The sequence below is a fragment of the Chloracidobacterium thermophilum B genome (assembly GCF_000226295.1).
GTDB classification, from domain to species: Bacteria; Acidobacteriota; Blastocatellia; order Chloracidobacteriales; family Chloracidobacteriaceae; genus Chloracidobacterium; species Chloracidobacterium thermophilum.
The window spans coordinates 145,649-170,058 of the sequence record NC_016024.1 but is presented as its reverse complement, the minus strand read 5'-3'; the positions used below and the strand labels follow the sequence as shown (position 1 = coordinate 170,058).

The following is a 24,410-nucleotide window of genomic DNA, read 5'->3' as shown; positions in this document are numbered from 1 at the left end:
CGCACGCAAGGCATCTATCGGATGACCGGCTTTTCCTGAGTTACCCTACCTGACAGAGGAAGCGAGAGGAAAGACCAAGCTTCCATGGAAGCGGTTGGAAAGCCCGCGCTTCCAGTGAGGTCGGGAACAAGGCAGTGTGGTGGGTCGTGTAGGGCTCGAACCTACGACCCGCTGATTAAGAGTCAGCTGCTCTACCAACTGAGCTAACGACCCACGTGTGCCAAACCGTGTGCCGAATTGTATAGGTGGCACCAGTCATTTTTGTCAAGCCGGGTGCTGCCCCTGCTCAGGAAGCCGATGTGGGCACCGGCGCTGACCATGCCTGCCAGGTTTCTTCCAGCGACTGCCCTAGCCAGCTCAGGCCAACCCGCGCGGCATGCCACGGCTCTGGCATAGCCAGCAGGTACACCAAACGGCGCGTGAGATACCCAGCCACACCATTGAACACCACACCAAGGATGTTGGCCGCCGCACAGCCACGCCCCAGGGTCATCATTTCACCCAGCGGTTCGTAGTGGTACTCCCGCAAAGCCGCCCCCTGCTGCGCCGCGGCAATGTTGTGTGCCACGACCAACGCCTGCCGTACCGCGACCTGGGCCGTTGCCGGCGCTGCGACGCTGGCGGCAATGTCACCCAAAGCATACACACCTGGAAAACCGGGAACTTCGAGCGTACGGCTGACCGGAATCCGCCCGCGTCGGTCACGGACAAAAGGAAACTCCGCCAGTACCGGTGCCGGACGACTGCCGGCCGTCCACACGATGGTCCTGGCGGCAATGTGTGTGCCGTCTTCCAGCTCCACGCCAGCGGACGAGCAGGAGGCAACCCCAACGCCCAAGTGCAGCTTGATGTGGCGGCGCGCCAACTCACGGTGCGCCAGATGGCGCAGGGCAGAGGCATACTGGGGCAGGATTTCAGGCAGGCGATCCACAAGATGCAGATGCGCCCGGGTTGGCGGCAGCCCGGCCTGACGGAGTTCGGACTGAAGCCTGTCAGCCGCCACGGCCGCCAGTTCGACGCCACTCGGGCCAGCCCCGATGACGACCAGTGAGACGGTTTCCCGTGGCACAGCAGCCGCGTGCTGCACCGCCTCCACCAGTGACCTTTTCAGAGCATGGGCATCCGCCAGGGAGCGAAAGGGACGGGTGTGCGCCTTGACGCCCGGCAGGCCAAAGTCGTCGGCTACGCTGCCCAGTGCCAGTACAAGGGTGTCTGCCTCAAGGGTCTGCTCTCCGTCGGCACAGCGGACGCGGACGCCATACCGACGTGGCTGAAATTCGCCGCCGAGTACTTCCCCACAGACAAACCGGCAGTTCCGTGGCAACACTTCCTCAAAAGGTGGCGCAATATGCCAGTCAGCCACCTCATCGGTCAGGATTTCATACAACAGTGGAAGGAAAAGAAAGGTCGGAGTACGGCTGACGAGGGTAACTTCTGCCGTTTGGGTTACGCCCAGGGCGCTCAGCGCCCGCGCGGTGTAGAGTCCGCCAAACCCGCCTCCCAAGATCAGAACCCGGTGCTTTCCCATGCCGATACACCAGAGCAGATGATGGGTGGCGGTAAGGTGACGCCTTCAAATGACGTCATTCAACAGGCAGTACCAACCGACCCCAGAACTTCACCCGACCCAAAGAAATGCGGACTGCTGGCTCGCAGTACGTACCTGACTCACGGGCCTGACTCACAGCCCTGACTAACGTGATTCCTTGTCACCACGTAGGAAACGGGCCACTTCACCCAGGCTGGTCATGCTTTCGTTGTTGAGGTAGTTGCTGACATCCTCGGGGTCATTTTCCTTGCCTACCGCACGCGCCGACAGGCCAATCTTGCGGTTGGACTCATCCAGCTTGAGGATTTTGAAGGGCAAGACCTGTCCAACCGAAACAACCGATTCAGGCCGGTCAACACGTTGGTCGGAAAGTTCAGAAATGTGGCACAGGCCCTCAATGCCCTCTTCGAGTTCGACGAAGACCCCAAAGCCCGCCAGACGCACCACCTTGCCCGTCACGACATCGCCCACCCGATGGCTCTGGAAGAAGCGCTCCCAGGCGTTGGGTTCAAGGTCCTTGATGGACAGGCTCAGGCGTCGGTTTGCCGTGTCAATGTTGGTGATGATAGCCTCGACGGACTGCCCTTTCTTCAACACGTCGGAAGGGTGCTTGACGCGCTTCGTCCAGGACAGATCGGAGACGTGAATGAGGCCGTCAATACCATCCTCGATTTCCACGAAAGCCCCGAAGTCGGTCAGGTTCCGCACCTTGCCACTGACCCGTGAACCCACCGAATACCGCTGCGCCACCGAATCCCAGGGATTGGGTTGGATTTGCTTCATCCCCAGGCTGATGCGGCGATTGGCTGGGTCAACTTCCAAAATCATGGCTTCGACCTCGTCACCAACCGAGACCAGCTTGGAAGGATGCTTGATGCGCTTGGACCACGTCATTTCGGAAACGTGAACCAGCCCTTCAACCCCCTCCTCAAGTTCGACAAATGCGCCATAGTCTGTGACCGAGACAACCCGCCCTTTGACAATGTCGTTTTTCCGATACCGCTCTGTCACTGTATCCCACGGATCGGGAAGCAATTGCTTGTAACCAAGGCTGACCCGCTCCCGCTCGCGGTCGAACTTGAGCACCTTGACCTGAATAGTGTCACCGATGTTAAACATATCGGACGGCTTCGGAAGCCGTCCCCATGACATGTCCGTCACGTGCAGCAGCCCGTCAATTCCCCCAAGGTCAATGAACGCACCATAATCTGTCAGGTTTTTGACCTGCCCGGAGACGATGACGTTTTCATCAAGCATCCGCAGGGTTTCTGCCTTTCGAGCCGTCATCTCCTCTTCGAGCAGAACCTTGCGCGACAGGACAATGTTGTTGCGCTTCTTGTTGAGCTTGAGAATGCGGAAGGTCATCTCACGCCCGATAAGGGCATCCAGGTTGCGGAGCGGACGAATATCAGCCTGGCTTCCCGGTAAAAAGGCTTTTATGCCCCCCAAGTCAACTTGAAGCCCCCCTTTGGTACGCTCCGTGATCTTTCCTGTGACGGTCTGGTTTTCCGTAAAGGCTTTTTCAATGACTTCCCAGAGGTGATGCCGCCGGGCGTCGGCATACGAAAGCTCGACGTAGCCGTCTCCGCCTTCAATCTGCTTGACCATGACCTCGACCGAAGCCCCTCGCGCCACGGTCAATTCACCATCCGGTCCGGTAAACTCCTCTTTTGGCACCAGCCCTTCTGATTTGAAGCCAATATCAACAACAACCCCGCGCTCTGTAATCGAGACGACCTGCCCAACCACGATGTCCCCCGGTGAAACCGAAGTGGACGTTTGCTCGTAGTTGTCGAGCATAGATGCAAAGTCGGTATCCTCAGACGCTTCCATCCCCGACGTTGCTGTCGCCTCAACTTCCGGGGCAGCCTCTTCTGGCGCTGGCGATGAAGTAACGACCGGCGGGCGTAACGGTTTAATCGTCACGCCTTCAGGACCGGACGGCTGTACATTGTCTGCCATGGGTTCGGAAATCTCTTTTTTAAAATTGTGCTCGTGGAAGCTTGCAACTCTACAACTTTCACATAAGCGGTGTCAAGCTATCCCGGACATCATAAACAAAAAGACGACGCGCCAAAAGGCTGCCGTCGTCTTTTTGTCGGATTGTCTGGAGCGGGAGACGAGATTCGAACTCGCGACTTCAACCTTGGCAAGGTTGCACTCTACCACTGAGTTACTCCCGCAAACCTACCTGCCAAGCGTCACACAGGCTAAACAGGCCAAAGGCGGTTTGTCAAGCTCTTCGTTGATCTTCTCGACAGCGCCCCCTCCTCAGGCCACTCGCTTCCCGGCAAAGTGAAAAAAAGTACACTTTTTCGCGGAACATGGGTTGTATCCCATCCAAAAGTGTATGAAAATACACTTAGCCGTTGGAGACACCATCACGACCAACGAGCCATGTCCCCGGCAGCCCATTCCCGCCGGTCGCCGATGGGGCGCGGTTGCCACGGGAGTTTCGCCATGTCGGCACCCATCGTCAAAACGTTTGAAGACATTGTGCATCACCTCGACGCACGCGCCGAGCGCAACGGTGGCGGGCTGCCCGTCACGGAGACCGATACGTTCCGCACGCTCAACTTTTCCCTGATGTTGAGCATTTCACACTACATTGAGGACCGCTTCATCGAGAAACGGCTCTCTGGACTCTTCGTTGCCTCCTTCCAGAAACTTTCACTGTTTCTGCCCCAGCAGGAACGCTATGCGGCGATTGCCCGCACTTCACAACAAGTCTGGATCATTGGTGAACCAGACATTGCCCCCCCGTTCATTGCTGAGAACCTTCAGTTTTTCCGCCCGGCCGATGCCGCATGTCGGGACTACTGGATTGTTCTCAGTGACGACACCCGCTTCCGGATTGCCCTGTTTGCCCGCGAGTGTCGCCTGCCAGAGCCACAATCGGCGGCGTCCGTCAAAAACGGGTATCCTGGAGGAAAGCGTCGGTTTGAAGGGTTCTGGACTTACCGGGACGAGTACATAGATACCATCCGCAGTAGCATCCAAGCCCACTACGCCCGGCCGGAACTGCGTATTCTCCCCCAAACCGACACGGTGGGCATTTCATGAGCAGTAACCAACCACTATCCGGTTGCCTGAGTTCAACGGCTGCCGCCCACCGCGAGTATTGAGAAAAATCCCAATGGTGTCCCCGGAAACAACCCCAGCCTGAGCCAGGGTCTGATTGGGACGCAGTTGCATGTTGCGAAACACGAGGGTCGTTCCCGGCACATTCGGGATGACACCTGCTTCAACGAGGTTTCGCAGGATGGCATCTGCCGTCATGTCATCAGAAACCGTAACTTCTACCTCTTTCCCGTTGTTTTCATTGCGAAAAGTGATGTCAACGTCGGACATTGGCAAACGACCTCGACTTCTGATGTCAGCCCCGTGGTGCAAGAAAGGGACTTCCAACTACAGGGTGTAATAGTTGCAGCGTGTGCAGTAACCGGTTCGTACCTCGAAGCAATCGTCCTGGTGGCAGACTTCGCAGCGCACTGGTTGTTCTTTCCGCTTGACACGAAAGGTACGCTCAGCGCCTCCGGGCAAAGGGGGGGTATAGTAGTTCCGCCGGTGCAGTTCGGCGTAATGATGCCGTGGAAACAAAATATGATTCCCGGAGCGGCTTCCTTCTTCAAGGTCACGCCGTACTTGGTAGAGTTCATAGAACTCAAAGCCACAGGACACGATGATAATCATTACGAACAGAAGCAAACCCAAGACGATGACCCCCTCCATACGGCACGTGTCCTTTCACGGGCAAGAAACTACCTGAGTGTGTGCTGCCGAAGTTGAAAGCTGAGAGGTCCTGAAGCCATCGCCCACCATGCTTAGGCTCACACGCCGCGCTTCAGGGAAATCCGTCCAAGTTAGAGACGCAAGACCTGCGTCCAAAACCGGTTATCCACGTGAGGAGGTCAAGGTTTCTACTCCCCAGTCTCCCAAGACCGTTGCCACGTCACCGGTCAACTCGCATGACCAACGCCGCCCACACCGGTCTTCGACTGTCAGAATGTGCAGGGGAGGGATTCCCAGTTGACGCAACGTACGCCTTTCATCCTCATCTGTCATGGGGACTCCCCCAAAGGTATCACCTGTAAAACAGGTCACAATCTCAATGTAACTGTCTGCGGTGGCCACCTGTGGCATGGCTTCACTTATAGCAAAATCACCAGGGCTTGGACAGTCAGCGCAAACCAACTCGTCATCGTAGATCCGATGCGCCGGACGCTGAACCAGCAGCGGCCGTCCACACCGACGGCACCCAATGCGGCGGATGTAACGCCGGTCGAGGTGAACGGTCACACCGTGACCGAAATGCGCTTCAAGAACATCAAGCGTCTGTCTCAGTGAAGCATCGGCGCCAATCGGCAGTTCGACAACTGAGCCAAGCCGACCATGCGCCAGACAGTGCGGGTCATAAGGCAACTGAATCGCGTGAAAACCGTGGGTGAGTCCATTGTACACGTACCGCACACCGAAGTTCACCGGCTCCCTGTGCAAAACCTTGAGCGCCTCCTGCACCTGGAGAGCAGAAGTCAGTGCGGATGTCACCTGGATGGTCGGCAAACGTTCTTCCACGAGGTAGCGCCGGCGCACCTGCTCGCATGAATCATACCGTGATTGTGCATCAGCGACCTGATCCGGGGTCACAGCACATTCAAAACAGGCTCCGGCCTCACCTGAAAAGGAGGTGACACTGCCGGTCAGTTCATGCATGCCGGCATTGATCCAGGGAATGCCCACGGCGCGCGCGGCGCGATTGATGGCCAAGCGCGCTTCGTCGTTATCCACACAGCCCAAAATCACATCCACCCGCCGAAAGACCCCCAGGCCAATGTCCCACACCAGGTCGGCATCCAGTGGGCGGACCGTTCCTCCGTTATCACGGCAGAGGGCTTGTGTCCGCTCAGCAGCGACCTTTGCCTTGCGGCGACCAATGTCGGAAGGCTGAAACAAGACGGTACGACTGAGGTTGGAAGGGGCGATGTCATCCTGGTCAACGACCAGCATCCATCGCACCCCAAGGAGGGCCAGGTTTTTGAGGGTCTCGTTGCCCAGAGCACCAGCCCCAACCACCATAATGCGTGCCGCCCGCAGGACATCCTGCCGCCACCAGCTTAGTCGTTCCTGTCGCTCAAAGAAGGATTCCATAGACGCAGTTCCGGCTAGGCACAGCCAGAGTGTTGCAGCGTTGGGAGAGGTTACAAAAAGATTGACCGTAGCTGCTTCCAAGCTACGGTCAACAGAACACAGCAGGATTTTGGAAAAACAAGCTTAGCTGCTGCCAGACAGCTCAGCCGCCGCCTGTCGGTTCAGCTCTTGAAACTTCTCAACTGCCTCCTGAGCTGCCTGTTCGAGCTGGTTGACAACCTTTGGATCAGCCGTGGCTTTGGCTTGTTCCTTGAGCAGGAGAGACTTGTAACTGTAGGCATTGGCATACCGCGGATCGACAGCAATGGCTTCTTCAATATACTTCAGCCCTGTCTGAACGGCTTGTAGGAGCGCATCAATGTCTTCTTTCTTCCATTTGTCCGGCTTGGCTACTTCCGGAAGCTTACCTGGCACTTGGGTTTCGTACTTTCTCGATATTTTTGTGGCTTCATTCCAATAGATGACACCAATGGAATAAAGACACTCAGCCTTTGTTGTCGGCTTCTGGTTGGGAAGTTCAGCACGCTTTTTCAGCCACTCCTGGTAGCTTTTTTGATCGTCGAGTGTTTTGTACAGGTCAGCAATAAAGGCGTATGTCTGGTCACGATCGCGCTCTTTCAGTCGTTTCTCGTTTTCAGGTTTGAGGAGTTCCAGGTAGGCCTCGATGGCCTGTTTGGCAGTTTTGATTTGCTCTTCACCGTCTTCATTGTTGACGCGAGAGCGTATGGCTGTGGCATAGAAGAGTTTGGCCTGGAGGAAATCGGGGTCACGCTCAATGGCTTCCTTGAAAATCTTTTCTGCCTTTTCGTAATGCCCCTTGTTGTACTGCCGTGCCCCCTCATTCAGTAGATCCTTGGCAACAAACTTGTTGACGAGATTACATCCAGCTAAACCAAAGGCAAGCGTCAGCGCCCCGCACAAGGGAAGAACCCGGTGCCAAGCAGAACTCCACGTCCAGCAGTCACGCAGTGTTTGTGTCGTCATGGGAGTCATTCAATCGAGGTTGTCAATCTGCAATCCAATTGGAGAAGCACCAGCGCCCTTGGCAAGGTCAATGAGCTTCATGACGCGCTCATACTGGACATCCCGTGGGGCCTTGATAAAAGCCGCCCGAAGATCAGACGGACGATTATCCAAAAACTCTTTCAGCTCACGTTTGAGCTGCTCTTCGGTTTTTTCCTGTGTGTTCCACCGGATGACACCCTGCCGATCAATCGTCAGCACCGGAAAGATGGTGTCACTTTTCACCTGCTGCTGCTCTTTGGGCTTTTCCGGGATTTTGCTCTCAAAGCGGTGTGGGTCCTTGTGTTTGATGACCATAAAGATAATGATCATCACCAGCAGGACATCTATCAGCGGTGTAATGTTGACATCCGGGCGCGGGCCGCTGGTGTCACTCCCACTTGGGCCGCCGCCAGTTGACATCCCCATGGTTGTCCCCTCCTAACAGGTTGCATCCTTCATTGAGACCCGCAAACCTTGTGCCCCTCGGCACGTGCCAACCTATGTGCGGCAGCAGCCGTGGGAGGGGCGGACAGGTCATTGGGGTCACTTCTTCTTGCGCTTTTCAGTGACGAGTCCAATCCGGTCTATACCGGCGTTGCGGATGGCGTCCACGGTCATCACCACCTCGCCGTAAGGAACGGTCTTCTCTGCCCGGATGTAAACGACCTGTTCTTCCTTTCTGGCTTTCTCCCGCATCAGGCGTTTGATCCGCTCGACCAACTCCGTCCGGGCGACCGGCTCACGCCCAACGTAGTACTGCCCCGCCTGTGGAATCGAGACTACGACTGAAGTGTCCTTGGTAATGTTTGGGTCTTCATCCGGGTTGTCATTTTCAGGCAAGTTGACATTGACCCCTTGCGACAACAGGGGAGTAACGACGATAAAGATGATCAGCAGCACCAACATCACATCCACCATGGGCGTCACGTTGATGTCGCTGTTGTAGCTGCTTCCACCACCAGCCGACATGCCCATGGCTTAGCGCACTCCCCGCCGCTTCAGGAAATAATCAATCAACTCGGATGATGAATTTTCCATTTCGACGTTATAGGCCTCGACCTTGCTTGTGAAATAGTTGAACATCCACACCGCTGGTACCGCCACCAGGAGTCCAAATGCCGTCTCAACCAGCGCTTCGGAGATGCCTCCAGCCACCGCTCCAATCCCAGCGCCTTCAGCTTCCTTCATCCCCTGGAAGGCGTTGATGATCCCAACGACTGTGCCAAAGAGACCCACAAATGGCGCTGTCGAACCAATCGTGGCCAACCCCGAAAGCCCCTTCTTGAACTCGGCCATCTTGACGGCGACCGCCCGTTGCAGGGCCCGCTTTGAGGCTTCAATCACATCACCGGAAAGATTCGGGTCATTCTGATGCGCACGGAATTCCTGCAAGCCGGCGTTGACAACCACCGCCAGATGGCTCTTGCGGTGCTGGTCAGCGATGTTAATGGCTTCCTCAATACGGTCATTCTTCAGTGCCTGCGCCACTTTGGGAGCGAATTCACGCGATTGGGTTTTGGCTTGCGTGTAGGTCAGAAAACGCTCAACCATGATGGCAATCGAATAGACCGACATGAGGAACAAAATGATCGCCACGACCAACGCCGTCGGCCCCATCTTGCGGATCATGCCGAGCAGGGTAAAGTCTTCGGTTTCGGCCTTGCCGCCTTCAGCAGCAAACATGATGACTGCCTGCATAGTCAGCAAGCCGAACTTTGTGAACAGCAACGTCATGAGATGTCATCCTCCAAAGTAGAAGAAAGCTTCCAAGGTAGGGACCAGGAGCGTTACAGCCTCCTCTCCAGCGAGAGGAAGCCCCCGCTGGTCACTTGAGAACAGGGGCGCACCCCATACACACGCTTACGGATGGCACGAGCTCCCTAGTTGAGTACAAAGTTGAACGTAATCGCCCCGGAGACTTTCACCGGCTGACCATTGAGAATGGTCGGCTTGAACGTCCACCGACGGGCAGCACTCACCGCAGCCTGCTGTAACAATGCCGGACCACTCACCGCCCGCGCACTGATCACCTGCCCTTCCTCATTGATGACAATCTCAACGACGACCGCTCCCTGTATCCGGGCAGACTTGGCAACGGCTGGATAGTCCGGCTGCACACGGTTGATGGCATTTCCCTTGAGAACACCTTCACTTTTCCGAACAGGGCCAGAAGGCACCTGAGCTTCTTTGGGCGGATCCGGCGGCGGCGGCGGTGCAGCATCCCCCGTGCTCCCAGGTACACCACCCGGTACACCACCCGGTACACCACCCGGTACACCACCCGGTACACCACCTACCATTCCAGCCGCATCACTAGCACCAGCATCGCCAACCCGTGAACGGAGTTGGGCCTGCTTTGGAATCTCCTTGATTTCCTTCGGGACTTCTTTCGGCGCGGTAAATGTGTCGTCAACAATCGGCGCCTTGGTCTGAGGTGCCGATGTCGTGGCAGCCGGTGGTGGCGGCGGCGGTGGCGGCGGCGGTGGTGGCGGAGCAAGCAGTGTTACATCGTTGGCCGACTGACTTAGTTCGGCGGCATAGGTCCACACCTGCCAAATTACCAGGCCAGTGAAGCCGACCACCCAGATAATGAGCGTCACGAAAAAGAAGGCTGAGCGCCGACCGGCGTCTTTGGCTTGCGAAGTGGACTCAACCATGGTGTCGAACATATCTTTACCTCACCTTCCACAGGCAATCGGGAACGTTACCAGCAGGGGTGTGCTCCCATATAGACGGAGTCGGCCGTAAAGCCTGATGGAGCTGTACGATATTCGGGTATCAGGTATGTGCAACGGCTTCGTCACATTGCCTCAGCACCAGCACTTGGTCATGCAATGTTGGAATGCTCAACCGATAGCCGACTTGCTGGCAGTATCGTTACATCACTCTGGCGTGTCTTGAATGCGCCAGACGTTACTGTTCGGCACGGGATTAAGTCAAGACTTTTCCGTGCTCAGGGGCCCCTTACCGCATCCACTCCGGCTTTTTCAGACTGGCTTTTTCGGCCGCAAACGGTCCGCAGCCGCGTCAGACCGGCCATCTGTGACAGACCACCTGTGACAGATAGGCACCATCTGACAGCGCCTTGGGTGTTCATGCGGTTTGACACGCGGCCCGCCACAAAAGTTCCCGGTCAACCGGCCCCCACTAAAATTCAGATGCAGGCAAGCGGAACAGACCTCCCACAGCTTCCACCACCGGGCCGTCACCCGGTCCCGGCAGGGCCTCACCGGGTCGGAGCTGATTTTGCCGTCCGCCCGGAACGCTTTTCACCACCGACGCGCTTTTCACCGCCAGTACGGGTCGTGGCTTCCGCCGGTACCGCGGCTGGCTGCCGCTGCGCCAGATACCGCTTCCACCACAGCAGGATGGGGCTGGCAATGGCAATCGAGGAATAGGTGCCGAACAGAATCCCCACCAGCAGCGCCAACGAGAAACTCTTGAGAACTTCTCCTCCGAAAAGCACTAGGGCCAGCACCGAAAGCAGTGTCAACCCGGAGGTAATGACCGTGCGTGACAGCGTCTGGTTGATGGCATCATTGGTGACGACGGCCAGGTCATCCCGGCGCCGTTCGGCAAGCTGCTCCCGGATGCGGTCGAAAATCACGATGGTGTCATTCATCGAGTAGCCCACCAGGGTCAGCATCGCCGCAATGAAGGTCAGCGAAATTTCCCACTGAAAGAGGGAAAACAGCCCCAGTGTCACCAGGACATCGTGCACGACGGCGATGACGGCAGCTACGCCATACACCCACTCAAACCGAAAGGCAATAAACAGCAACATCCCAATACAGGCCACAATGGTGACAATGATGGCCCGGTTGCGCAGGTCCTTGCCCACCTGCGGGCCGACGATTTCCGCACTGACGACGTTGAACGCACCAACCGTTGCCGCCTGTTCGAGGGCTTCGGCCATCTTCGGGTCAAAGCCAGTGAGCGGAATGGCTTTCAGGTCTGCCAGCGTGCCCCCGGCAGCGTCCCGGGTCTGGATGACATGGTCGGCAAAGCGGCGATACTCACGTTCGGCTTCACCCGGCGGTAGGGTCTTCTTGAGGTCCAGCACATCGAGTTCCGTCAGCCGCGTGGCCAGGCTTGAGGCACCGACCAGATTGATGTCGAGTTTGTCAGGGTCAGCCGGTGCTCCGTAGTACTTCTGCAACGCCTCGGTGATTTTCCGCTTGTCGCCATCCACATCGGCTTCGGTCTGGGGCGTGTTGATGAAGACCTCGTTGCGGTCAGACTGGCTCAACTGCTTGCCAGTCCGCTGGATGACCACCTTGTCCGGTGTGTAGCCGCCCTTGCGGAGCGCTTCACGAATCCGGTTCTCGTCCGGCGGCGACACAAAGCGGACGGTCATCTTCGTGCCGCCGGCAAAGTCCACGCCCAGGTTGAAGCCACGAACCACCATGGAGATGCAGCCGGCCACCAGGACAATCACCGAAAAGCCGATGAAATACTTGGCTTTCCCAAGGAAGTCGTAGTTCGGGTTCCGAAACAGTTCCATCATGATGACATCTCACAAACACAGGTCCGGACCCCGGCACAGCACCTGTCCCACTGCAAGGAACAGCCGCCCTGCCTGTGGCCGTCTCTACCTAGATACTGAGCGCCGTCGGACGTTCAGAACGCGACAGCACATAGCCAAACATCGTTTTTGACACGAAAGTGGCCGTGAAGATATTGGCCAGAAGTCCGGCCAGAAGCGTGACGGCAAAGCCACGGATGGGACCCGTGCCGAACACGAACAGAATCAGGGACGAGACGACCGTGGTGACGTGGGTATCCAGGATGGTGATGAAGGCTTTGTCGAAGCCAAGTTCAACGGCATTGATGACGGCTTTACCAGCCCGCAGTTCTTCGCGGATGCGCTCGAAGATGAGCACATTCGAGTCCACAGCCATCCCGATGGTCAGAATGACGCCGGCAATGCCCGGCAAGGTGAGCACCGCACCGAACATCGCCATTGCCGCCAGCAGCATCACCAGGTTGAGAATGAGCGAAATGATGGCGTTGACACCGGACAGGCGGTAGTACACGACCATAAACACCAGGATAAACACCAGACCGGCAATAGAAGCTGCCACGCCCTGGCGAATCGAATCCGCCCCCAGGGAAGGTCCAACCGTACGCTCTTCCAGATACACAATGCGGGCTGGCAGGGCCCCGGAACGCAGGACGAGGGCCAAATCCTCGGCCGAGGCTTTGGTGAAGTTGCCGGTGATTTCGCCGGTTTCCCGAATCTGCCCCCGGATCGTCGGTGCGGACTTGATGCGGCCATTCAGCACGATGGCCAATCCCTTGCCAATGTTTTTTCCGGTCCATTCCCCAAATTTCTTTGCCGCTTCGTCCTTGAGTTTGAAAATGATGCGGTAATCGCCATCACCATCCACAGTGCCTGAAGCAGCAAACGCATCGCGCAGGTCGCGCCCCACCACGACCGGTGTTTTGGAGACGACCATGTAAGCCGTGGGTGTATCAGGCTTGGGCTGACGGTTCCGGCGCGTTACCGGGTTGCCGTCTTCGTCCGTAGCTTCGTCCTCGTCGCGCTCATCAAGGGGCAGGGCTTCCACATCCGTCCGCACCCCCACGGCAGCCTTGGCTTCTTCGAGTGTGGCATAGGTACGGTAGGTGCCATCCACCGGACGCAGCTCCAGGTTTGACTCCAGCACCAGCGTCTTCTTGACACGCTCAGGATCGTCCACCCCGGGCAACTGGAGCAGAATCTGGTGGTTTTGCTCCGGGCCATACCGTTGCAGGGTCGGCTCAGCCACGCCAAAGGCATTGATGCGGTTTTCAATAATGAGCATCGCCTGCTCGACCGCCCGCCGCCGGTACTCCTGAGCCACCCGCTCGCTGAGCGTGAAGGTCAGCGTGTCCCCACTGACCGTTGCGTTCCATTCCGACTTGCCAAAATCTTCCAGTACCTTGTCCCGCGCTTCTGCTATGCGCTCGGCGTCATTGATGGTGATGGCAAGCTGGGTTGCCGACAGGCTCCTGGCTTCCTTGACCGAAATGCCGATGTTTTCCAGGATGCCCTTGGCTTTTTCGGCATTGTCGTCACACAGCTTCTTGAGGGCTTCGTCCACCATGACCTGCATGACGAGGTGCGAACCGCCCTTGAGGTCAAGCCCCAGCTTGATGTTTGTGGCGACGTTTTTCTTGATCTGGTCAAAGGATTTGAAATCTTCGAGGCGTGGGGCGCGCCAGCCGATGAGAATGACATACAAGGAGGCCAGCGTCACCGCCAGGATGACCAGGGCCCGCTGGAGAACGTTTTCGCGCATGTTGCAGTTTCCGATGGACTACAGGATTTGGAAAAGTCCCAAGCATAGCGCAACCAGGTAAATCAGCAAGGGCTTTCGAGAAACCTGGCGATGCTTCCCAACCGGTGGACTTTGCCTGCGTGGAACCCGTCCCCTTGTGTGTTAAAAATCTCACACCTGGAATCAGCGGTGCTGGTTCACACTTTATGTATTTTAACCGGCTGACTGAAACACTGGTGAGCAACCGGGCGTCGTCCAGCCCAGAGGTGTAAACGATGGTTTTCTGCCGCCGATGGCATCCAATCTGGCTGTTTTGTCTGGTGCTGGCCGGCCTGCCGGGGCTGTCGTTTCTGGCGTCGCGACCGAACACTGTACCCCAGCGCCCGTCCAGCCTGGTCAACCAGACCGCCCCGGCCGGCCCTGTGGGACATATCATCGCGTACCTCGACGGCGACCACCTGCCAGACACCGTTTCAGGTAACACCACCACCGATGGGCGCTACCTGATCGAAGTCCGCCTCAGCAGCCAGCCCGATAAGATGACCATCACGGCGAATGGCGTCGGTTTTGCCGTCCAGGATGTCAACGCCGACAACCTGGCAGACCTGCTGGTGGCCGATGGGCTGCTTGGCCGCTTCATTCACCTGGAAAACGACGGACACGGGGTGTTCACCCCCTGTGTCACCAGAGAGCCGCTGTACCAATCGGGGCCGGAACCTACAGACAGCGCCACGGCCGCCGACTGGTTGACCAAAAGTACCCGCCCGCCCCAACCAGCACCGATTTTCTGGAGACTGGTCTTCACGGCCCTGGACATTGAACCTCACCGGGTCTGGTTCTGTCCGTACCGGAATCGAACACCATACGAGTCCGTGGCAGGGCTTCCCTCGCGTGCCCCTCCTCCACACACGCTGACAACCCAAACCACCCTGATCTGAACTGACCTGAAAGGTGGCTTCCTGCTCACAGGACACCTGGCCCAGCACGTGGCAGGTGTTCCTGGCAACCGCAGTGAACTGTCGTGGAGGATTCCGCAATGCCAAAGTGTGTTTGCCGCTGGCGCTGGCTGATGGCCAGCCTCGTCCCCGGCCTTGCCCATGTTCTTGCCCTGTGTGCACTTTCATCCACTGGTCAGGGGCAGCACCTGCCGCTTCTGTCTGCACCGCCACCGGACACCAGACCGGCGGGACGTGTCCCGGTCCCAGACGTTTTTCCGGCCCCAGCCGGAACGCAGGACTCCGTTCCAAACGATGCCGTCGCCGATGGACGGGAAGGCGTCGAAAACTTCCCGGACCTTGCCCCAAGTACGTACCGGGAACAGGAAAAGCCCAAGCCACGTCAGGTTCCCGTGATTCCAGAACCCATGCTGTTTGACCTTATGCGCCCGCTGGGAGCCGAACGGGGTGAACTGGAGGTCAACACCCTTGTCCGCCCCTCCATCGGCCGCCCTGCAACCGGTGTCGCTTGGGCGCCGGAGGTCGAATGGGCCTTTGCCCCTGGACACACCGTGGAGGTTGAAATCCCTTTCCAGGGTGGGCATCTGGAAGCCTTCAAGTTTGGACTTCAGGGAACCTTCGGCACCTTTCGCCGGCAGCGCTCCATCCACGGCTGGCAGGCCCTGCTTGAACGCGCGCGCTCAGGAAAAGACCTGCAACTTGATATACTCCATCTGACTGGTCATCGTTTCGGACAGCACTGGTCATTGTTTACGATGCAGGGCGTACGGTTCGAGCGCCAGGAGGCGCAGCGAAACATCCGGGGCGTCTTCAACCCGACGGTCTTTCGGGAGGTTTCTGAGCGCCTTGTCCTTGGTCTGGAAACCAATCTGGCGGTAGGCGCCAGACGCCGTACGGACTGGACCGTTTTGCCACAGGCCCAGTTTCAGTGGCGGCAGTATTCCTTCCAGGTTGGCCTTGGCGCAGACCGTAGCATGCCCAACCGGGTTCGACCGGCAATGGCCGTGCGCCTTGTGCGGACCATTGGTTCGAGCGGCCATTAGGTGTCATCCGTAGTGGTCGGGACTCTACGCTGCCGACCATCGCCGAAGTGCCTTCTGGAGGGACGCCGGTGAAATCGCCTGCTGGTCAAGGGTCAGGGTCGAGGGGGAAGCCGAGATGCCGGCAAAGGACTCCGGTGTGATAACGACGATCGGGAGGGTGCGCCAATCGGGATTCCGCCGGATGCGGCGGTAGGCATCGCTGATGTGGGTTGGCGTCCCGGCCAGCACGATGCTCTGCGGCGGGTCCAGCATCAGTGTCGCCAGTGTGGCGTCACTGTCCATGACCTGCCTTGTCTGGTAGCCAGCCTGCTGACACCAGGCGGCCAACCGGGCGCGCAGGTCGGCGTCGTCACAGGCCACTACCACGACCGGCGCCGTTGAAGACGGTGGAGAAGTCTCAAACAGCACATCTTCAAGTTTGCGGTGTGCTCCGGTGATGGCATTGAGTTTGGCGAGATCGTCGAGGCGGGACTGCAACACGGCGACGGTTTCCCGGTAGGTGCCCTGCAGCAGGGACAGCCGCTGGCGCAGCGAGGCATTTTCCGCCTCACGCTGGGCCAGCCGTTCCCGCAGCCGCGCCACTTCGCCCTCGGCCAGGGGCAGTGCCACGGACGTGCTTTCGCCGGTCACATGAGGAGCGGAAACAGCCGCCTGTGCCACGGCTTGGCGTTCGGCCAAACGTGCTTCCAGATGATCGAGGGTCTGTCGCCATACCGTCCGCTCCTCAAGCAGTGTTTCCACCCGCTGGATAAGTGCGGCACGGGCCACCTCGCTCGTTGCCAGTGAGCGTTCGAGCGTATCAATATGGTTTTCAAACAGAGCAATGGCCTGAGCTTGCCGCTCAACCTCGGCTTTGGCCGTGGACAACGCGCTTTCCAGCCCCTCGCACTCGCTGATAAGCCGGGCCTGTTCCTCCTGAACAGCAATCACTTCGGAAAGGAGTGTGGCGGTACGTTCTTCCAGTTCCGCCGCTCTGTGTTCGGCCGTTTGACTGCGCACAACGGCTTCTTCAAGCAACTGCTGGGTGGTATCCAGGTCGTGGCGCAGGGTCTCAACCGCGTGCTGGGCATCAAGGCGTGCCTGCTGTGCAGCGGCAACTTCCTCCGTCAACTCGCGGACCTGAGCCGTGAGGCGTTCGGCTTCCGCGCTGTGTGTCGCTATGGATTGCTGGGCTTCAGCGAGCAGGTCCTCAAGTTGGGCGATCCGTTCTGTCATCTGGTGATGGGACGCTTCATACCGCTCCTGCAGCTCGACCAGGGCTTGCTCAGCAGTTTCCAGGTCCTGGGTGCGGGCAGCCAGCTTCTCTTCCAGCTCGTGGATGTGAACCAGGGCTTCAGCGTGCTGGTGGGTGGCGCGCTCGGCGTGCTGGCGTGTCTGGCGTAAATCAGCTTCCAGCAGCTCAACCCGTGCCCGAAAAAGGTCCCGCTCCCGAAGAGCAGCTTCCTGCCTGGCTACCAGGGTTTCACAGCGGGCCGCCGCTTCGGCCGCCACCTGGCGCGCCTGCTCAGCCAAAACGTCTGACTGACGGCAGGCTTCCATCAGACGTGCCTGTTCGGCCTCGGCCCCGGCCAGCTTTGCCGCCAACTCGGCGATCTGCGCCTCAGCCGTACGTTGGGCATCCGTCGCCGCCTGCAGGGACTGCTGGAGCTTCTGCCGCCCGGCTTCGAGTTCGGCCACCTTGGCCAGGGCGGCCTGGTGGGACTCAGCAAGCTGTTCATACGCCTGTGCCAGTTGTTCATGCCGGGCATTGCGGGTGGCTTCTTCCGTGACCAACGCCTGTTCACGTGCTTCGAGTTGCTCAGCCAGAAGCTGCCATTTGAGAAATGCCGCCGCCAGTTTGGCCAACTGGAGCAGTGGTCCGGCATCCTTCCGCTGTGGAGCGACAAGCACCACCACGGACTGCACCTGCTGCCGCAGCATCGGGACGGCCAAACCGCCAGCAGAGGCATCCGCCAACAACCGGTCGGCCGAGACACCAAGCGGCTCAACCTGCCCCTGCTCCAGAGCGCGAAACAGCTCCGGGACATCCCCCAGAGACCATTTCCGGCCAACCAGCCCGGGCACAAAGGCCGCCTCACTGTGGACAGCGCGCACCCCCAGGGCGCTTCCTTCCAAAGTCAGCAGGGCAGCCGCCGGAGACGCACTCAACCGGCACATCTGCAACAGGGTTTCTGACACAATGTTTTCCGGTCGCCGGATGGTGGCGAGTTCTTCAAGCGCCTCCAGGATGCCCTCCGAAGCCGCCGCACGGGACGGCTCAGGGCCCACCGGCGCAAGGGAGAGGAACCCGGCCGGATCACCTTCCTCGTCCCGGAGTGCAGTCAATGTCGTGTGTTCGACAAAGATGTGTCCATCCTGGTGCTGCCGGCGGATTTCTCCGACATACGCCCCCTGTTCCAGTGCCTGCTGGTAAATCCTGCTGACGTGGCCGCTGCGCCAGTCCTCTGGCGCGTGGAGTTTGTCGGCGGTGGCGCGCCCGATGACCTCTTCGGGGCCATAGCCATAGGCACGGCGTGCCCCCTCGTTGAACGCCAGAATGTTGCCGTCCAGGTCCTCAATAAGAATGGCGCGGTCCGTCGAGTGGGTGAGAATGGCGGTCAGCAGGCGGCTCTGCTGCTCCAACTCGCGGGACTTGTCACGCACAGTGGTGTCAGCCCGCTGTACGCGGTTGACCAGTTCGGCAACCCGGATGGCCGTCGAGGCGGCTGCCGCCTGGATGGCGCAGGCTTCAAAGTCTGCAACTGTAAACATCCGCGCCCCGAAAACGGCCAGCAGCCCCAGCACACGGTTTTCGACGCGCAACGGATGGGCGATGAACGACACCACTCCCTGCTCATCGGCCAGCCGGGGGTCCAGCAACATCGCGGCGGTTGAAGGCGGCGGTGCCCAGGCTACCACGCCACCACGTGCCAACTGCTCCCCTGAAAGCACAACCAGGGGCGCACGCCGGTAAGCAGCTTCGACGGGAACCCCGAAGTTTGCCTTCAGGTGCAGGCAGCGCCGCTTGTCGGGACAGTCCGCTGCCCACTGGCAGGTCTGGCATATATCCCCCCGCCGAATCAGCCACAGGCGCGCGCACACGGCCGTTACGCTTTCGGCTGCCCGTTGTACTACTGCCGACAACACGCGGTCGAGGTCCTGGGGATTCTGGAGTTGATGGGCGATCGGTTCGAGAATTTCACGCATGGTGACGCACCCAACGGGTCAAAGGACCAACGGCACACCTCATGCGGAGGCGGAAATGCCTGGCGGCAGCCCGTTCTCCTCCAGTTTGGCAAAGTAGGGACGCAGGCGGGCATAGGTCGTAGGCAACTCTTCCGGGAGCACCCGCGTTTCCCCAATGGTCGTCACGAAGTTCACATCCCCAAACCAGCGCGGCATGACGTGCATGTGCAGATGGTCGGCAATGCCGGCGCCGGCGGCCTGTCCAAGATTCATGCCAACATTGCACCCCATGGCACGGTACTCCTGAGTCAGGATTTCCGTCAGATAGCGGGTCAGATCGAACATTTCATACCCCGCCTCGGTCGGGAGCGCCGACAACCTCCCGACGTGGGCATAGGGAACGACCATAACGTGGCCGTTGATGTAGGGATGGATGTTGAGGAGAACGAAGTTGTGGCGTCCCCGGTACAGGACGAAGTTTTCAGCATCCCGCTCTTCCGCCGGAATCCGACAAAAAGGGCACGCCGTGGTCGCCTCGGCCGGATGTTCCGGCTGGCGATCAAGCCCCGCAATGTAGCGGTAACGCCACGGACTCCACAGCACGTCCACGAGGTGTCTCCTTGATCCACTCCCGGCAGACCACCACACGGATGAAAGAGCCCAGCCGGGCAACCGTCTCAGGCCGAGGGCATCCGCTGGTTGATGAGTTCCCGTAACTCCTTGCCCGGCTTGAAATAGGGCACCGCCTTGGCCGGGATGTCCACGGCGTCGCCGGTCTTGGGATTGCGCCCACGGCGTGGGTTACGCTGGCGGATACGAAATGAGCCGAAACCGCGCAATTCGATCTTTTCACCGCGATTCAGGGACTCAATGATGGCTGCGAAGACCTCTTCAACGACGACTTCGGCATCCTTTTTCGTCAAGTCGGCAGCCCGCGCCACCACTTCCACCAGGTCGGCTTTCGTCATAGTCAGCCTCGCTCTGCCTTGAACGTGGGCGTCAGCAGGGTTCAGCAACGTTTTGGAATTCCCGCCTTGTAGCTTGCAGGACAGACGCTACCAAAGCCACTGTGGTTCCAGCAAGTCTTCCAAAACGTTCACTTTACGGAAAAAGCTCACCACGCGGCTGCCGGCTGGTTTCAGCGGCGGCGGGAACGGCGGTCGCTGTCCCGCTCCGGCGACCCTGAACGTTCCGGCGGTGCGGACCGCTCCGTTTCCCCATTGCTGGTGGACGTTTCTTCGAGCAGGGCCCGCCGGCTGAGACGAATCTTGCCACTGGGGTCCGCGCTCAGACACTTGACCATCAACTGCTGTCCTTCCTTGAGCTCGTCCGCCACCGACCGGACGCGGTAGTTGGCAATTTCCGAAATGTGTAACAACCCTTCCGTGCCGGGGAAAATTTCGACAAAAGCACCGAACTCGGCAATACGTGTGACCGTGCCAAGATAGGTTTTGCCAGGCTCAGCTTCTTCGATGATGGCCTCGATCATGGCCCGGGCGCGCTGCCCGGCTTCCTGGTCCGAAGCTGCAATGATGACCCGGCCGGAATCCTCGATGTCAATCTTGCAGCCGGTCTTCTCGACAATGCCACGTACGACTTTGCCACCGCTGCCGATGACATCCCGAATCTTGGCCACCGGAATGGTCATGGTCAGAATCCGCGGCGCCAGTGGATTGATCTGCGGTCGTGGCGCCGGCAGTACCGCCTGCATTTTCTCCAGAATGTAGAGCCGGCCCTGTTTGGCCTGCTGAAGCGCATCGGCCAGGATTTGGGCATTCAGCCCTTTCACCTTGATGTCCATCTGAAGCGCCGTAATGCCGTGGCGTGTCCCGGCCACTTTGAAATCCATGTCGCCGTAGTGGTCTTCGGCGCCGGCGATGTCGGTCAGTACGGCATAGCGTTTGTCGTCCATCACCAGCCCCATGGCGACCCCGGCAACGGGCGCCTTGATGGGGACGCCGGCATCCATCAGGGCCAGTGCGCCGCCGCACACCGTGGCCATGGAAGATGACCCGTTGGACTCCGTAATATCGGAGACGACGCGCGTCACATACGGGAAATCATCCGTTGGCAGGACAGCCTGCAGGGCGCGGTGCGCCAGTGCGCCGTGACCGACTTCCCGCCGTCCGGGACTGCCCATCCGCCCGGTTTCACCCACACTGAACGGGAGAAAATTGTAGTTGAGCATGAAATCCCGCTTGATTTCGCCGGCTTCCAGATCGTCCAGGTACTGCACATCCTGGCTCGTGCCCAAGGTGGCCGTGACAATCGCCTGGGTTTCGCCACGGGTAAACAGAGCGCTGCCGTGCGCCCGGGGCAACACGCCGACTTCAATCTCGATGGGCCGGATTTCCGAAAACTTGCGCCCGTCAGGACGCCGGCGGTTGAGCAGGATGTCCTCCCGGAAGATTTTTTCTTTCAGGTGCTCAAACACGCGCTGCGCCATGGCGCGCTGGTCGGGCGCGTCCGCCGGATAACGTCCAATGACCTCTTTTTCAAGCGCATCCACTTCGGCATAGCTCGTCAGCTTGTCGCGTCCGCGCACATCGAGCGCCGCCCGCAGCCGGTCGGTGTAGTCCGCCGCGATGGCCTGCAGAATGGCTTCGTCCAAGGTCACGGGTGTGACCTGACGCTTTGGCTTGCCGACCTTGGCGCGCAGTTCGTGCTGCAGGGCGCACAGCCGTTTGATTTCGTTGTGCCCGAAAAGCAACGCCTCGACCATGATTTCTTCGCTGACTTCTTTTGCTCCGGCTTCGACCATCACGATGGCCTCTTCACTGCCGGCCACGGTCAGGTTCAGACTGGAGGCCCGCATTTCCTGGTAGGTCGGATTGATGACCAGTCGGCCATCCACCAACCCCACCCGGACACCGGCAATGGGCGTTTCAAACGGAATGTCGGAAATGTAGAGCGCCGCCGAGGCCCCGGTAATCGCCAGAACGTCCGGGTCATTGTGCTTGTCGGCAGACATCACCAGGGCGATGATCTGGGTTTCACTGTCAAAGCCTTCGGTAAACAACGGACGAAGCGGGCGGTCAATAAGCCGGGACGTGACTATTTCACGTTCGGTCGGGCGGCCTTCGCGTTTGAAATAGCCGCCTGGAATGCGCCCGGAAGCGTAGCCATATTCCCGGTAATCCACTGTCAGCGGGAAGAAGCCCCGCGCACTCGGCTCCTTGGCCGCCACGGCTGTCACGAGCACCACGGTTTCACCACAAGTCACCATCACGGCTCCATCAGCCTGTTTGGCGATCTTTCCGGTTTCAATGGAGAGTTCACGCCCGCCAACTGAAATCGCTTGCCTGATATACATAAAACGTCTTATCTCCCTTCATCCCATTGAGAAAAACCGCTGGACGCCACCGCAGGGAAGTTCTGCCCGGCAGAAGTGCCGCACGGCGCCGGGACTATCCGCGCCACGGTCAGCTCCCGGCGGCAATGGACTTCTCCACAGCATGAAACGCCAAAAGACAAAACCCGTCATCCTCGGTACGCTGAAAAGCGCCCGACAAGTGACGGGTTGGGCCGGTCGCGCCCCTGCACTCTGGTGTCCGGTGATGACCGCCTGGCTCCGCATCAGCCCCGCGACCACGCCGGAACCATCTTCACACCTACTTCCGAATGCCAAGTTTTGAAATAACCTGCTGGTAACGCTCGGCGTCCTGACGCTTGAGATAGTTAAGCAACCGCCGCCGCTGGCTGACGAGTTTGAGCAAGCCGCGCCGGGAGTGATTGTCCTTGACGTGGGTCTTGAAGTGGACAGTCAACTCCTCAATTCGCTTGGTCAACAGAGCTATCTGCACCTCCGACGACCCCGTATCGGTCGCATGTCGCCCATATTCCTGTAGAATGCTGCGTTTGACTTCTGCGCTCAGTGCCACGAAAACATTCCCTCCAGAACGATACCGGTAAAACGAACGGGAGCGCCAAGATGTACAGTAGATTGCTCTTCGATTCGTCTTCCTTTAGTATGTGAAACTCGCATTTGTACCAGAACCGTGTGGTGCGAGTCAAACCTGTGTTGCCGCCATAAGGAGTCCTTTGTGAAGCGTTTAGCATCCTTTGTTCTCATCCTGGCGCTGTCCGGCGGAAGCGCCGTTTTTTTTGCCGGTTGTGACCAGACCGACGGTGCGACCGGCGGCACCGCCGAGATTGCCGCCAAAGTCAATGCCGTGGTTATTCCGCTCGCCAAAGTCAACCGGCGCATCGAGCAGACCCTCAAACAGCAGCAACCCAATGCCAAGTTGAGCGACCTCAGCCCTATCGAGCTGGCCGCTGCCCAACTCAAGGCCCTTGATGCCCTCATCAACGAAGAAATCCTGCTCCAGCGCGCCCAGCGCGAGCAAATCCAGGTCACGGATGCCGAAGTTGACCAGGCCGTCAAGCGGCAGATTGCCGATGAGGGACTGTCCGAAGAGGACTACCGGAAAAAACTCAAGGAAGCCGGATTGACGGAAGAGGAGTTTCGGACAGAAACCCGCCACGCGCTGCTCGTCAGCAAGCTTCAGGAAAAGCTCAAAGCCAAAGTGCCGGCGCCCTCAGACAAGGAAATCGAAGAGTTTTTCAACCAGAACAAGGATCAGTTCCGCCTCGAACGGGGGGTCTCGCTGGGCATCATCGCCGTGGACCCGGCCGACAACGGGCTGAAAAACGATGCCATCGGTGAAGCCCAGGCCAGGGAGAAAATCACCAAGATTGCCGAACGGCTCAAAGCCGGAGATGACTTTGCCACCGTGGCCCGCACCGTCTCGGAAGACATCCAGACGGCCCAGAACAGCGGCGATGCCGGGTTTTTCCCGGAAGACATTCTGCGGCAGACCTTCGGGGAAGCCCTGGCCAAACGTTTTTTCAGCATGACCGAAGGGCAGATCACCGAGCCGATCCCCGGCTCCAACGGGCGGCTCTACATTTTCAAGCTGACCGGCAAGCGGACGGAAGCCATCGAACCCAAGCTGGACAATCCTGAAATTCGGAAGCGGATTGTGGACATCATCCGCCAGCAGCGCGAACAAATCCTCGTGGCAGCGCTCCAGGCCTCGGCTACCAACGACGCCCGGATTGAGAACTACCTCGCCCAGCGCATTCTCGATAACCCCGTCAACTTTGGCTCGGCCCGCCCGGCCGGCTCCGCCCTGCTGCCCAAGTCTGAAAAGTCGGCGGCCGGGACAAGCGCCGACCAGAACACCTCGCCGAAGCCCACAGACGACAAGCCGGCGGAGTCCAAGCCGGCCACGGACAAACCCTCCGAAACCAAGCCGACGGAAGGTGGGCGCTGACGCTC

General features: G+C 59.0%; 21 protein-coding genes and 2 tRNA genes. 4 read left to right on the top strand and 19 right to left on the bottom strand.

Translation table 11 applies throughout. The annotated features are described in order from the left end of the window. Positions 1-137 precede the first annotated feature (137 nt). The 4 genes from CABTHER_RS00690 to CABTHER_RS00675 form a co-directional block, all read right to left on the bottom strand. Positions 138-213: transfer RNA gene (locus tag CABTHER_RS00690), tRNA-Lys, on the bottom strand. A 73-nt stretch (positions 214-286) separates the two neighbouring features. Next, positions 287-1,528 carry an NAD(P)/FAD-dependent oxidoreductase gene (locus CABTHER_RS00685; protein WP_014098650.1) on the bottom strand — a complete coding sequence of 414 codons (1,242 nt, stop codon included), beginning with the start codon at positions 1,526-1,528 and terminating at the stop codon, positions 287-289. Positions 1,529-1,693: 165 nt separating this feature from the next. Then, entirely contained in the window at positions 1,694-3,511 is a 1,818-nt protein-coding gene (locus tag CABTHER_RS00680; RefSeq protein WP_228374057.1) for a 30S ribosomal protein S1, read from the bottom strand. A gap of 146 nt (positions 3,512-3,657) precedes the next feature. Continuing rightward, positions 3,658-3,732, bottom strand: a tRNA-Gly gene (locus tag CABTHER_RS00675). A gap of 277 nt (positions 3,733-4,009) precedes the next feature. Between CABTHER_RS00675 and CABTHER_RS00670 the strand changes: the two genes are divergently transcribed. Further along, a complete protein-coding gene (locus CABTHER_RS00670; RefSeq protein ID WP_014098648.1) occupies positions 4,010-4,612 on the top strand; it encodes a DICT sensory domain-containing protein in 603 nt (200 codons plus the stop codon). On the opposite strand, the gene CABTHER_RS00665 is transcribed toward CABTHER_RS00670, so the two are convergent. From CABTHER_RS00665 to secD, 10 genes are all read right to left on the bottom strand, one after another. Next, on the bottom strand, positions 4,607-4,900 hold the full coding sequence (locus CABTHER_RS00665; protein WP_014098647.1) for a ubiquitin family protein: 294 nt from the start codon (positions 4,898-4,900) through the stop codon (positions 4,607-4,609). The genes CABTHER_RS00670 and CABTHER_RS00665 overlap by 6 nt on opposite strands. Positions 4,901-4,957: 57 nt before the next feature. Beyond that, positions 4,958-5,281, bottom strand: a complete 324-nt coding sequence (locus CABTHER_RS17315) for a hypothetical protein (RefSeq protein WP_014098646.1) — start codon at positions 5,279-5,281, stop codon at positions 4,958-4,960. 162 nt (positions 5,282-5,443) lie between these two features. Next, on the bottom strand, positions 5,444-6,697 hold the full coding sequence (locus CABTHER_RS00655) for a HesA/MoeB/ThiF family protein (RefSeq protein ID WP_014098645.1): 1,254 nt from the start codon (positions 6,695-6,697) through the stop codon (positions 5,444-5,446). Positions 6,698-6,820: 123 nt separating this feature from the next. Next, positions 6,821-7,681 carry a hypothetical protein gene (locus tag CABTHER_RS00650; protein WP_148263868.1) on the bottom strand — a complete coding sequence of 287 codons (861 nt, stop codon included), beginning with the start codon at positions 7,679-7,681 and terminating at the stop codon, positions 6,821-6,823. A gap of 9 nt (positions 7,682-7,690) precedes the next feature. Next, positions 7,691-8,128, bottom strand: coding sequence for an ExbD/TolR family protein (locus CABTHER_RS00645; RefSeq protein WP_081464615.1), 438 nt, complete (start codon positions 8,126-8,128; stop codon positions 7,691-7,693). 117 nt (positions 8,129-8,245) lie between these two features. After that, positions 8,246-8,677, bottom strand: a complete 432-nt coding sequence (locus CABTHER_RS00640) for an ExbD/TolR family protein (protein WP_014098642.1) — start codon at positions 8,675-8,677, stop codon at positions 8,246-8,248. 3 nt (positions 8,678-8,680) lie between these two features. Next, positions 8,681-9,436, bottom strand: a complete 756-nt coding sequence (locus CABTHER_RS00635) for a MotA/TolQ/ExbB proton channel family protein (RefSeq protein WP_014098641.1) — start codon at positions 9,434-9,436, stop codon at positions 8,681-8,683. Between the two features lie 146 nt (positions 9,437-9,582). Further along, entirely contained in the window at positions 9,583-10,371 is a 789-nt protein-coding gene (locus tag CABTHER_RS00630; protein ID WP_014098640.1) for an energy transducer TonB, read from the bottom strand. 557 nt (positions 10,372-10,928) lie between these two features. Next, positions 10,929-12,209 (bottom strand): protein translocase subunit SecF, encoded by a 1,281-nt coding sequence (gene secF / locus CABTHER_RS00625; protein ID WP_014098639.1) that lies wholly within the window; start codon positions 12,207-12,209, stop codon positions 10,929-10,931. Between the two features lie 88 nt (positions 12,210-12,297). After that, positions 12,298-13,986 carry a protein translocase subunit SecD gene (secD, locus tag CABTHER_RS00620; protein ID WP_014098638.1) on the bottom strand — a complete coding sequence of 563 codons (1,689 nt, stop codon included), beginning with the start codon at positions 13,984-13,986 and terminating at the stop codon, positions 12,298-12,300. Between the two features lie 254 nt (positions 13,987-14,240). Between secD and CABTHER_RS00615 the strand changes: the two genes are divergently transcribed. Both CABTHER_RS00615 and CABTHER_RS15195 read left to right on the top strand, forming a co-directional pair. Then, a complete protein-coding gene (locus CABTHER_RS00615) occupies positions 14,241-14,903 on the top strand; it encodes a hypothetical protein (RefSeq protein WP_014098637.1) in 663 nt (220 codons plus the stop codon). Positions 14,904-15,001: 98 nt separating this feature from the next. Continuing rightward, positions 15,002-15,964, top strand: a complete 963-nt coding sequence (locus tag CABTHER_RS15195; protein WP_049787436.1) for a hypothetical protein — start codon at positions 15,002-15,004, stop codon at positions 15,962-15,964. Positions 15,965-15,988: 24 nt separating this feature from the next. On the opposite strand, the gene CABTHER_RS00605 is transcribed toward CABTHER_RS15195, so the two are convergent. The 5 genes from CABTHER_RS00605 to rpsO form a co-directional block, all read right to left on the bottom strand. Continuing rightward, on the bottom strand, positions 15,989-19,150 hold the full coding sequence (locus tag CABTHER_RS00605) for a PAS domain S-box protein (protein ID WP_014098635.1): 3,162 nt from the start codon (positions 19,148-19,150) through the stop codon (positions 15,989-15,991). Positions 19,151-19,189: 39 nt separating this feature from the next. Continuing rightward, complete coding sequence (locus CABTHER_RS00600; RefSeq protein ID WP_014098634.1) at positions 19,190-19,738, bottom strand: HIT family protein; 549 nt, start codon at positions 19,736-19,738, stop codon at positions 19,190-19,192. Positions 19,739-19,806: 68 nt separating this feature from the next. Next, positions 19,807-20,145, bottom strand: a complete 339-nt coding sequence (locus tag CABTHER_RS00595; protein ID WP_228374056.1) for an integration host factor subunit beta — start codon at positions 20,143-20,145, stop codon at positions 19,807-19,809. A 122-nt stretch (positions 20,146-20,267) separates the two neighbouring features. Continuing rightward, the gene (gene pnp, locus CABTHER_RS00590) at positions 20,268-22,442 is read right to left on the bottom strand and encodes a polyribonucleotide nucleotidyltransferase (RefSeq protein WP_014098632.1); all 2,175 of its coding nucleotides are present in this window, start codon (positions 22,440-22,442) and stop codon (positions 20,268-20,270) included. Positions 22,443-22,740: 298 nt separating this feature from the next. Beyond that, positions 22,741-23,010, bottom strand: coding sequence for a 30S ribosomal protein S15 (rpsO, locus tag CABTHER_RS00585; protein ID WP_014098631.1), 270 nt, complete (start codon positions 23,008-23,010; stop codon positions 22,741-22,743). A 162-nt stretch (positions 23,011-23,172) separates the two neighbouring features. On the opposite strand from rpsO, the gene CABTHER_RS00580 reads away from it, so the two are divergent. After that, entirely contained in the window at positions 23,173-24,405 is a 1,233-nt protein-coding gene (locus CABTHER_RS00580) for a SurA N-terminal domain-containing protein (protein WP_014098630.1), read from the top strand. The last annotated feature ends 5 nt before the right edge of the window (positions 24,406-24,410 follow it).